This window comes from Pseudomonas paraglycinae, from assembly GCF_021601625.1.
Taxonomy (GTDB): Bacteria; Pseudomonadota; Gammaproteobacteria; order Pseudomonadales; family Pseudomonadaceae; genus Aquipseudomonas; species Aquipseudomonas paraglycinae.
Genome location: NZ_BQHR01000014.1, coordinates 140,417 through 151,869, shown reverse-complemented (window position 1 = coordinate 151,869; position 11,453 = coordinate 140,417). Strand labels below are relative to the sequence as shown.

Genomic DNA, 11,453 nt, shown 5'->3' with positions numbered 1-11,453 from the left:
CTCCTGTCACTGTTTGCGTTGCTTGCGGGGCGCCGGTACTCGCCGGCGCGCGGGAAGGGCTTCGACAAACTTCACATCGCGAAACGTAACGGCCGTCGAATTTTCAGCCGCCGCATTAACCTTCACGGTAAGCGGTTCGGCACTGGTGAATGTCACCTCGGTGCCTCCTTGCCGGTCAGTCACAGTCTTGATCTCACCCTGAGGTAGCGGATCGAGTTTCCAGCTCACCGAGGCGCCTGCGATGGGGTTGTCGTAGTCGTCCAGGACAATGGCGCGGTAGGTCACCGGCGTTCCGATCAGCACGGTGCTGTCGGGCACGGGGAAAGGGTTTTGGGCTCTCAAATGGAGTGTGGCCATATCCGGCCCGATTTCGATCCTCGGTGCGGCCGTCTCCTCACCCAGATCCAGCCTGAAAACGGGAGTGACGCTGCCCATCCGGCTGTCCGGGAAAAACTTCACCGTCGCCGTGCCGTTGACGTCGGTGGTGATCATTGAAGTTTCAAACCGGCCCAGCGTGGTGGCGCAATGAACATTGACGTTCAATCGCGCCTGGCCTTCGCGGTTCTTTACCGTTACGGTAAATTCGGCAAATTCGTCCGGTTTGTTAGCGATCAACCTGACGGGGTCGGGCACCGTCGTCCAGTGCACGATCACGTCCAGCCCCACGGCCATGACGTCGTCAGCGTAATTCGGTTCGGTCGTGGTCGTCAGGCTGGCTCTGACAAGGTCTGCGACGTACTCATAGTCGGCATATTCGCTGTCCGGTGGCAGCTTCCCGAGCTCGAGGAGTGTCCTGGCACTCTGACCGGTCTTTTGGGCAAACAAGCGAATGCGTGTCAGCACATCGAGCTGTTGCAGGGTCACGACCAGGCCTTTCGACGGATTCACATGGGCAGCGCAGATGCGCACCTCATCCACGCTCCAGTTGAACAGCTCGGCGAGCCACTTCGCGGCTCGCTCCTGGACCAGCTCAAGCCCGTGATTGCTCAGGTTGGCCGGCAGCGCGTTAACGCGGCGCAGATAGTCAACCAGCCTCGTTTCCGGCTGATCACTCATGCCCAGGGCACGTTTGTAGACTGTCAGGTAATACAACGCTGAAAGGTCGAATGCGTCGACCGAGTGCAGACCGAACCATTCGCGATACCCGGTCGCGATGAAGTGAGTGAGAAATTCACCGCTGAGTTCCAGCCTCGCGACCACGGCGCTGCGTCTCGAGAACTCGGCCAACACCTGCAGAACAGGATCGCTCGACGGGTCTTCCCGCCGCGGCACAGTAGCGCTGTCCTTGGAGGCTTCCGGCAATCCGAGCACCTGAGCCAATACGAAATGCACATTTGCGCCGGACCAGCCAAGCACCTGCAGAACCAGATCCGGCTTCAGACCGCTATAAGCAGCCAACCCCTCCTGAACCATACTGTTCTGACTGGCGCGGCAACGCAGCACCACCGCCAGAATCAGCGCCACCAGACCTGTATCGAGGCTCCCCGTCTCCAACACCACGGCCCGCTCCGTCATTTCCCGGGCGTGGGCTTCGTAGGTCTGATCCGCTGACTCAACAAAATCACGAATCAGTCCCTGTTCGTCAACCAACGCCCTCAACGCCCGCAGCCACTGGCGATTGTTCGACAAGGGCTCGATACCGGCCATTTTCAGTACATCTTCCGTCACCCGAGCCACCGGGACCTGCCGACGCCATTGATCAAACAACGAGAGTTGTCTTTCATCGGGCCGGTTCGGTGGCCAGGCTGTTGCTTGTTGCACCACCCAGTGCACCGGCAACTGCGCGGTCCGGGCCCATTGCACGCCATCCATCAAGGCATGCATCACACTCAGTACGTCCGGCTTACCCGCTGATTGTTGGTTGTTGATCTGCGGCACGCCGGCCAGTGCGTTCACCCAGACCTGACCTCCCGTCAGATTCAACAACAGGACCGCCTCGATCGGAGTAATCCCCAGTAACCGGGGCAGCCTGACCATGCGATAAAAACCGGACACGATCGGCAAGCTGCACTTGAGTTCAGCCAGGCCGTGAGCGGCGGCAATCAGGTTGGCGAGGTAAAAATAGGTTTCCAGATCAATACCCAGGCCTGCGCACAATTGCTTGACCGTAATCAGGTCGGCAGCGGTCACGGGAATCACCGGGAAGGATCGGTCATCAAGTACCAAAGGACGAGAACCGGTGGCACCACTGTTGAAAACTCGATCGTATTGGGCACGCTCCGTGCCGCGCCCGAAAACGCAAAGCGGCCCGATAAAGGCGGCGAAGTCTTCTGCGGTGCATCCAAAGACCTCCCGCAGTGCCTGGAACAGCCCGATAGCTCGCAGAGTATTGCTTGTGATCCAGTAGCGAGAAGGGGTCGGCGGGGGCACTTCAGCGAGCATTGCCGCAACGATCAGTCGATCGGTTTCGTCACTGGCCAACCGCAACCAGTCAGTCAGTCGCAATATACGATTGGCACGATCAACCCGCTCGGAATGGTCGGGCTCGTCGGGCTCGTCGGGCCTCCCCATATTCTCGAAACGATTGAGAAGGCCCGATTCCGTTTTGACAATGGCAATGGACGGGGTCTTTGCCTCATGTACAAAGACAGACCCATGGTCCTTGCCTGTAACAGGGCCCGTGACGACACCCGGCGCATTTTCGGACAGGAAGGGAGTGAAACCTTCAATCGAAAGCAATGCCTCAAGCGCCGGCGTATCCAGCTTCGTTCTTTCATTGAAAACGTGGACGAGCCTCAGATTACCAATCGAAATTTCCTTGAGACCGAGGTATTTCTGGTAGAACTCGTCGCCCCCGTCTGGAAAATGACTCGCCTCGGTCAGGATTGTCCGCTGTGATGGACTCAACCGTGAAGCTTGAACGAGGGCGTCATCCGACTTGTCGCTCCACGGTGCCGAACGAAGAAAGCACGGATACTGCAAATCGCACAGACGCACCACGCTGCCCACCGATTCGCCATGTCCCTTCAGTACATGATCGAGCGTAACCCAAGGCCAGTGAAAGGGCAGTTCCCGAGGAAAGGCCTTCTGGTTCAACGCCTCATCGAGGTTTTGAATGGGCCCCAGCGTGGCGGTGATGAAGTGCTCCATGATGTGGCTGATCACTTCCACCGACGACACTGCACCATGGACGGCCTTGACATCGATCAGCAGTTTTTCGAGATCCGTACGCCGGCCAACCAGCGGAAGCTCCTTGCCATCGGTTTCCCCCAGCCGATGCAATGCCCAATGCAACAGGGCTGTCAGATACGCCGCAGGCGAGTGAATGGCTTCGATCGCATCCGGCGGGCATAACGCGTCGAAGTTCGGCTTGAACAACAAGGCGTAAGTCGGACCGTTATTGAGCCCCGAACGCGCAACAGCTCTGGCATCTCTGGCAGTCAACTGGTGCTCGATGAACTGCCGCAATACCACGGTCGACAGCACATTGAGGCGCTGCTGGAACTCCCCGGCCTGCTGCCGGTTCAGGCCAAAATCGTGCATCAACCCGTCGACGCCTTTCTGCGCCAGTACGGCAACCGATCCCCCCGCCTTGAAAAAACGTGTCAGAGCCGTCGTGGACGAGCGCTTGGGTTTACCGACCGCTTGAGTGAACATCTTCTGAGCGATCTGAGCGGGAGAGCGGTACATGTGGATGCTCCTGGGTCTGAAACGACTTCCAGTAAAGGAACGGCGCCTTTCGCATGGTGCCTGCAAAGGATTTGGCGTCATCGAGCGGGTGGCGTCTACTGTCAGAACTGACAGTAGACTTGACCTTTGGTCGGATTAAGCCTGACTTGGCGGTTCGTCGGGCGGCGCGACATCGAATCGCTTGCTGTCCGCTGGCATGGAATGTTTTCCACCCACGACCTGTACGGCACAGGCCCATTGCGGGCCAGCAGGCAGATTTCGCTCCGATATTCCGGCCCAACGTCCGCCGTTGGTCACAAGAGACTTGGCATGTTTATCCTCGGAGTCATACCAGGCGACCACATCAACCTTCGGACCCGCCAGAGCACCGCCTGCGAATCTGGGCGTTGCTCCCTCCCACTTGCCCTCCGACGGTTCGTTGAATGAGGGTGGGGGCGCAAGGCGCTGCAGGGGTCTTGCCTCGGACCAACCGGAGTGGAACTCACCCTTGCGCTGCTCGGTGACGAGTGAAAGGTCGGTGCCGGTCCCTGGGATTTCGATCCGGCAAAACCATGTCCCGTCTTGCTGGACCTTGGCCTGCCCCAGCTCCGCACCACCCGGCAAAGCAACCACGACGGTATCTCTTGCGTATCCGAACCCGCAGATCACCGCAGTACGTCCGACAGCCTCACCACTACCTGGCGTTTCAATGTATGCCTTGTCGGGAACGATCGTGACCTGCACATCCTCGCTAAGTGGAGACTCCTGATCCTTGAAATACTGCCTGGCTTTCAGTACGCATGGCCCCACTGGCCGTGTGAAATTCTGTTTGAAATATCCATCGCCAAAATGCGGATAAATACGAAAGGGAACGCCGTCGAGATACACATCGACCTCAGTCCGGACGAATCCTTTCCCTGCTCTGGCATAACCTTCGACCGTGAATGTACGGGGGACCGATGTTCTTGTTGTTGGAAAGTCGATCCTTGGCGCATACAAAACCACTTTGAAAGCGACCGAAGTGCTGGGCAGCGATTGCAAGTCACCCAGCACCTGTATGGCGAAAACGGTTTGGGTCAGGTAGTCGAGTTCCGTGAGCTGTACCGACCAGGCATTCCCTGTTGCGAGCGTCTCTCCCAACCGGTCGAGGGTCACGAAATCGAAAACGCTGATCGTGAAGCCGTCGATCCCGCCGGTGCCGTGCAATACCGGCAAATGATCCGTTTGCCCACCGGGTGGTGGGGTGATCACCGGTACGCTCACCGCTATATCGAAGGACATGGACACCGGATTAGAGGTTTGCCCGCCGAAAGTCTGCGTGACCGTGACCAAGTGCCTGCCGGGGCGAAACGCCGTGGGGCGCTGGAAGTCCCATTGCCCGTTCTTGTCCGTATCCGTAACCGGATAGGGAGTAGTATCGTCGCTGAACTTGATCGTCAGCACCGCTCCCGGCCAGCATTGGCCAGCAACCGTTGCAAACAAGCCGTTCGGGGTCACTTTTTCGATAACGGCAGGGGGGGCGGAGATGACCACCGAAACAGGCGGTTGAACCCTTTCCGATTGCAGCGTTGTGAACCACTGAATGGCCGTAACCTGATACGTACCAGGAGCCCAGCGTGCTGTTGCCGTGCTGGTCCAGGTCGTATCTTCGGAAACGTCGACGATCGGCACGATCGCGGAGCTGGCGCCTTCCAGTCGGACCTCGATTCTGGAGGCCGGTTGACCGGACCAGTTCCTGCCCGTACCGGAAAACGTAGGAATGCCGTCCGGGCTGACGCGCACACTCAATGTTGGACGAGGAACAGGCACCACGACCGTGGTGCCCTCCGATATCCAGTCCGAATAGATCGGCTGCCCTACACCGTCGGGCACACTTTGTCGGCCACCGATCAGCGAAGTACCCGGCAACCAATCGGGAAAGAACACCGACCAGGGAGACGTTGTCACGGTAAAGGAGTGGAGAGGCGTCCCGTTGTTCACGACGTGGAGATAGAACGTCGCACTGATATGTCCGACACCTCCGAGGGTCACCTTGCCTTGGGCATCGACCTGTACCGTCAGTTTGCTCGGTTGCGGGGGTTTTATTTTAAATGGCCGATAATCGCTTCGATCGGAAGGCACTCCCAAAGTCTGCTGGGCAGTAAGGCGGACTTCGCCGGGAGCGATACTGGCCGGGATAACGACCGGTACACTCCAGTCATTCCCTGCTACCGATTGAAGAGAGCCAACCACCGCATCATTCAGATCGAGATGGATCCTCATGATGGCCCCGACCTCGCCCCCGGTGCCGCTGACGGTGAATGAACGGTTCTGTTCTGATTGGGCGGCGGGTTGGGTAATGACAGGCAATCTGGGCAAAACGAAAACAGGCACCTTGTCGGACCATGTCGTTTCCCCGGCATAGTCCTGGCTTACATGAAAAGTGAACCGCCCGATGGGGAGCGGTGTGGTCAGCCGTATGCTCCACTGTCCGCCTTGGGCCGTTCCAGATCCATAGAGAATCACCCCACTATCAGCCTCGTAGACCTTGATTGTCGCTCCCGAATGGCCCTTGCCATTGATCACCGGTTGACGCTCTCGCAGCGAGTCACCGGATTTTGGAGAGTCAATGGTGACAGCAGCCACCACCAGATTCACAGTGACACGGTTGGACTCGTCTGAAACAGAATTCCGGATAGTCTGTTTGGCGTAGAAAGTCAGCGTCTTAAGGCCGGGGGGAAAGGCGACAGAGGCAGTCCACCCTCCATCGGTCGCAATAACCGCAGTAGCGAGTTGAGCACCGCCATTGGCATTATGCAGGGTGATAGTTCCAGCGTTAGGAATGCCTCGCGTGCCGGTAACCGTGAATGGAGTCGTTGCCACATTCCCTGAGGGGCTTGTAATGACGGGCGTGGCGGGCTTGAAGGTGAGGACGATGTCCACATCCATTTCTACGTCACTGGCACCAGATCTGTCATAAATGTATTTGAAGTAAACAGTGGCGCTCCCGCTCGGTGAATTAATCCACCCGGTAGCTTCCAGCGTATTCCACTGGCCGTTTTGGTTACCTATATCATTCCAGGTGAAATCCCATGTGTTCTGACTGCTGGCTCTGACATATAAGTTGCCCTTTGTCCCTCCATTAGCCTTGGCGTTATAACGTGATGTTCTGCACTTGAATTGACTACCGTCCGCAGTAAATTCACTGAAAAATTCCAAACTGCACCAATAGGCAGTGCCTGCAACGGTTTTGTACGCTCTGATCTCTTGTCGTTCCTCCAAAACTTCATCTGACTGGATGAATGATGGCAACGTCGAAATGCTCGTGTCTGGAACATCATTTTCAATGGTGCCTTCTTCATGATCTTCCATAACCTGCTCCTCGACGGGATGTATAGGACACGAGCTGACCGTTCTCATTAATGCCAATTCGGTTATGGCCGACACCTGTAAAATCTGACAGTCCCGACAAACGGTAACTCTTCCCACAGCCCGGTTCGGCAGCGTCCCGCAAGTCGTAACAACGGGCTACGACGGCTTGTGCCATTGCCTACAAATCACTCAGAATCCGCCGGCTTGTGCGCCTTGGCGTTGCCCCGTAACTTGATCCGTGTCGCTGCCAATCAGCGGCCGGGTTTAGTCGCTCGGGCAGGTATTACGAAAGGTGTATAAGCGTCATCAAGTCGGGTACTCCCTATCCCCGCACTCGATGGTGGCTGTACGCAGGGCGCCCTCGGGCGCGCCGGTTTTTCGTAATTCCTCCCGGTCGACTAACCTGCGTTCAGCCGCCACCCCTCGTTTAGTCGCGAGGTGGTGGCAGGCCCACTAGAGGATTTACGTTTATGTTCAAAGCAACTCCAAATCCACCACTGGACACCGACCCAACAGAACCGTCCGATCAACCCGATCCGGTCTCCCCCTACGCCTCCGTCGATTCAAAGAAACTCCACGACGCCGCTCACCGGGCTCTGGATTTCTACCTCAATCCCTCGCCCGAAAAACCGCGCAATTCCGTGGATCGCGGCATGCAGATGTTCAAGGTCGATCCCGAGATCAACCCCGAAGCCATCGCCATCCAGACCTACGAAACCTTTTCGTCAGTCAGCATCCTGCTGCTCGACCTGGCCGACAGCCTGGACGACAAGCCGCGGCATCTGGCGATGGCGATCTATCAGTTGAGTGAGTTGGGGTTGTTGCTGGTGGAGAAGACGCTGGATAACGAGCGGGCGATTGCGATAACCGCATAAGAAAAAAGGCCACAACCTTCGTCAGGTTGTGGCCCTTTTTTGTTTTCAGGCCGAGGCCGGCAACGGCTGAAAACTGAAATACTGCTTCAACGCCTCGACCAGTTGCCCATACTCGGGCGGTGTCCGGTACAGGCTGAAGCCGGCGTCGTAGTGTCGGGGGGTCGCGTCTTCGTGGCACCACAGGCAACAAGCCGTCAGGTCGATAACCTGCTGACAACCCTCGCCCAAGGGGATTTTCAGGCGCAGGTTGAACTCGGCACCGATCATCATCGGCAACTGGCTGATGAGCATCAAACCGTCTTCGGACACGTTGCCCAGAAAGCCGATGGGTTTGTCGGTGACGCTGTTGAACACTCGCAGAAAATACGGCAGCTGATGCCGTTCGATTCGACGGTCGGTAAACATACTCAGTTCGCCATGCAAGGCTCCATCACAGAGCCGCACTCTCGCTTCGGAACGGACCTGTGCGTCAGGTTCGCTCTCCCCGCTCCCGGTGTGGCGCTCGCCACGTGCATCTCATGCCAGTCGCAGGTGTTGCGCCGGTACAGAATTCGATCTGCACCGGTTTCATTCGACTATAGCTCACCCTATACAAGCAGCCAGCTTTTGTATGACAACCGCCATCAGAACCGGGTTGGACGGACCACGGCGGCAGCGCTGCGAGTCGGGTAGTGACCCAGGCTCTGCAGGGTTTCCAGACGCGCGCGGGCGCGGTAGGCGTATTCGCTGTTGGGGTACGAGGCGATGATGAACTGATAGGTCTGCGCCGCATCGACGAACATTTTCTGCCGCTCGAGGCACTGGCCGCGCATCATCGACACTTCCGGCCACACGTAAGGGCGGGCACGGCTGGCGCGTTCGACCTTGGACAGTTCGAGCATCACTTGCTCGCAGTTGCCCCGGTCGTAGGCGCTGTAGGCGTTGTTCAAATGATGGTTCATCGACCAACGGGTGCAGCCCGAAGCGGCGAGGACGCTGAGGGCAAGGGCGGCAATGGGCACGAATCGCATGGGGGGGTTCTCCTGTCTTGTGCTCTGTATCGACCCCTGGTCGGAAATCTTCAGGCGCGTTTGTCCCAAAGTTGCCGTGTTCAATAAAGAAACTATTAAGTAGTGCAAACGAACAATGACTACACCCCAAGAGCATAGTAGCCTTCGCTGGCGCTTGAACTTGAGGAGTCTTTGCATGTCCGTCCGTCGTACCAAAATCGTCGCTACCCTTGGCCCGGCCAGTAACTCGCCGGAAGTTCTCGAACAGCTGATTCTGGCTGGCCTGGACGTCGCCCGTCTGAACTTCTCCCACGGCACCCCCGACGAGCACAAGGCTCGCGCGAAGCTGGTGCGTGACCTCGCTGCCAAGCACGGCCGCTTCGTCGCCCTGCTGGGTGACCTGCAAGGCCCGAAAATCCGTATCGCCAAATTCGCCAACAAGCGCATCGAGCTGAAGATCGGTGACCAGTTCACCTTCTCCACCAGCCATCCGCTGACCGAAGGCAACCAGCAGGTGGTCGGCATCGACTACCCGGACCTGGTCAAGGACTGCGGCGTGGGCGACGAGCTGCTGCTCGACGACGGCCGCGTGGTCATGCGCGTTGAAACCGCCACCGCGACCGAGCTGAACTGCGTCGTGACCATCGGCGGCCCGCTGTCTGACCACAAAGGCATCAACCGTCGCGGTGGTGGCCTGACCGCTCCGGCACTGACTGAAAAAGACAAGGCCGACATCAAGCTCGCCGCTGAAATGGAAGTCGACTACCTCGCCGTGTCCTTCCCGCGTGACGCTGCCGACATGAACTACGCCCGTCAACTGCGCGACGAAGCCGGCGGCACCGCCTGGCTGGTGGCGAAGATCGAACGCGCCGAAGCCGTGGCCGACGACGAAACCCTAGACGGCCTGATCAAGGCTTCCGACGCCGTGATGGTTGCCCGTGGCGACCTGGGTGTGGAAATCGGCGACGCCGAACTGGTGGGCATCCAGAAGAAAATCATTCTGCACGCACGCCGCCACAACAAAGCGGTGATCGTGGCGACCCAGATGATGGAGTCGATGATCCAGAACCCGATGCCGACCCGCGCCGAAGTGTCCGACGTGGCCAACGCCGTGCTCGACTACACCGACGCCGTGATGCTGTCTGCCGAATCCGCTGCCGGCGCTTATCCGCTGGAAGCCGTGCAGGCGATGGCGCGCATCTGCGTCGGCGCTGAAAAGCACCCGACCAGCAAGACCTCCAGCCACCGCATCGGCAAGGAATTCGAGCGCTGCGACGAGAGCATCGCGCTGGCGACCATGTACACCGCCAACCACTTCCCGGGCGTCAAGGCGATCATCGCGCTGACCGAAAGCGGCTACACCCCGCTGATCATGTCGCGTATTCGTTCGTCGGTGCCGATCTACTGCTTCACCCCGCACCGCGAAGCCCAGGCCCGCGCTGCGATGTTCCGTGGCGTGTACACCGTACCGTTCGACCCGGCTTCGCTGGCCCCGAACGAAGTCAGCCAGAAAGCCATCGACGAGCTGGTCAAGCGCGGCGTGGTCGAGAAAGGCGACTGGGTCATCCTGACCAAGGGCGACAGCTACCACACCACCGGCGGCACCAACGGCATGAAGATCCTGCACGTGGGCGACCCGCAGGTCTGAGTGACCGGTTGCTGAAAACGAAAAGCCCCGCCATGTGAATGGCGGGGCTTTTTCATTTCAGATTGATCGTTCCCACGCTCCGCGTGGGAATGCCTCAATGGGCGCTCCGCGTCCGCTTCGGCATGGGACGCGGAGCGTCCCGGGCTGCATTCCCACGCAGAGCGTGGGAACGATCGGTGCACGGAGTGCGGCGGCGGTCGGCGGATATCTCAATGGCGTGATGAACCCGGTCAACACCGCCAACGCCTCCGGCGACCTCAGCCGCTGGGTGAACAGCGCGCCCTCCTCCTCGATCACCTTGCGAATCAACTCGCGATCCGGCGCGCGCATCAACTGTTTGCTGATCCGCACCGCCTCGGCCGGCAGCTCATCAAACCGCAACGCCATCTCCCGCGCCTTGGCCAACGCGGCTTCGCCACTGCCCAGCGCCTCGGTTGCGATGCCCCATTGCGCCGCCTGCTCACCGGTGAAGCCTTCACCCAGCAACAACAGCTCCGATGCCTTGGCCTGCCCGAGCAAGCGCGGCAGGATCAGGCTGGAACCGAACTCCGGGCACAAACCGAGGTTGACGAACGGCATGCGCAACCGCGCATCCCGCGCCACGTACACCAGATCGCAATGCAGCAACAGCGTCGTGCCAATCCCCACCGCCGCCCCGGCCACGGCGGCAATTACCGGTTTGCGGCATTCGAGCAGTTCGAGCATGAAGTGAAACACCGGGCTGTCGAGGTCGCTCGGCGGTTGCTGGATGAAGTCGGCGATGTCGTTGCCGGCGGTGAAGCACTCGGCGCTGCCGGTGATCAGCACGGCGTTGATTTCAGGATCGCTGTCAGCCTGTTTCAGCGCGTCGCCCAACTGGCTGTACATGGCGCGGGTCAGGGCGTTTTTCTTGTCGGGGCGGTTGAGGCGCAGGGTCAGCAAACCGCGTTCGCGGTGCAGCAGGATGGCTTCGGGCATGGCAGGTCTCGCGTCTGAGAATTC

General features: G+C 59.0%; 6 protein-coding genes and 1 pseudogene. 2 read left to right on the top strand and 5 right to left on the bottom strand.

Annotated features, from left to right (window positions below; genetic code table 11):
- Window positions 1-6: 6 nt before the first annotated feature.
- A complete protein-coding gene (locus L6D82_RS21050; protein WP_236191441.1) occupies window positions 7-3,630 on the bottom strand; it encodes a Tc toxin subunit A in 3,624 nt (1,207 codons plus the stop codon).
- 135 nt (window positions 3,631-3,765) lie between these two features.
- The gene (locus L6D82_RS21045) at window positions 3,766-6,960 is read right to left on the bottom strand and encodes an Ig-like domain-containing protein (RefSeq protein ID WP_236191438.1); all 3,195 of its coding nucleotides are present in this window, start codon (window positions 6,958-6,960) and stop codon (window positions 3,766-3,768) included.
- 470 nt (window positions 6,961-7,430) lie between these two features.
- Between L6D82_RS21045 and L6D82_RS21040 the strand changes: the two genes are divergently transcribed.
- On the top strand, window positions 7,431-7,835 hold the full coding sequence (locus L6D82_RS21040; RefSeq protein ID WP_085745230.1) for a DUF6124 family protein: 405 nt from the start codon (window positions 7,431-7,433) through the stop codon (window positions 7,833-7,835).
- A gap of 45 nt (window positions 7,836-7,880) precedes the next feature.
- Here L6D82_RS21040 and L6D82_RS21035 read toward each other — a convergent pair whose 3' ends face one another.
- Both L6D82_RS21035 and L6D82_RS21030 read right to left on the bottom strand, forming a co-directional pair.
- Window positions 7,881-8,240 (bottom strand): PilZ domain-containing protein, encoded by a 360-nt coding sequence (locus tag L6D82_RS21035; RefSeq protein ID WP_007951248.1) that lies wholly within the window; start codon window positions 8,238-8,240, stop codon window positions 7,881-7,883.
- Window positions 8,241-8,458: 218 nt separating this feature from the next.
- On the bottom strand, window positions 8,459-8,845 hold the full coding sequence (locus tag L6D82_RS21030; RefSeq protein WP_011335675.1) for a tetratricopeptide repeat protein: 387 nt from the start codon (window positions 8,843-8,845) through the stop codon (window positions 8,459-8,461).
- Window positions 8,846-9,020: 175 nt separating this feature from the next.
- Here L6D82_RS21030 and pyk point away from each other — a divergent pair, with 175 nt between their 5' ends.
- Window positions 9,021-10,472 carry a pyruvate kinase gene (pyk, locus tag L6D82_RS21025; protein ID WP_007951250.1) on the top strand — a complete coding sequence of 484 codons (1,452 nt, stop codon included), beginning with the start codon at window positions 9,021-9,023 and terminating at the stop codon, window positions 10,470-10,472.
- A 219-nt stretch (window positions 10,473-10,691) separates the two neighbouring features.
- Here pyk and L6D82_RS21020 read toward each other — a convergent pair.
- Window positions 10,692-11,429: pseudogene (locus tag L6D82_RS21020) on the bottom strand (enoyl-CoA hydratase-related protein); the annotation flags it as partial.
- Between the last annotated feature and the right edge of the window lie 24 nt (window positions 11,430-11,453).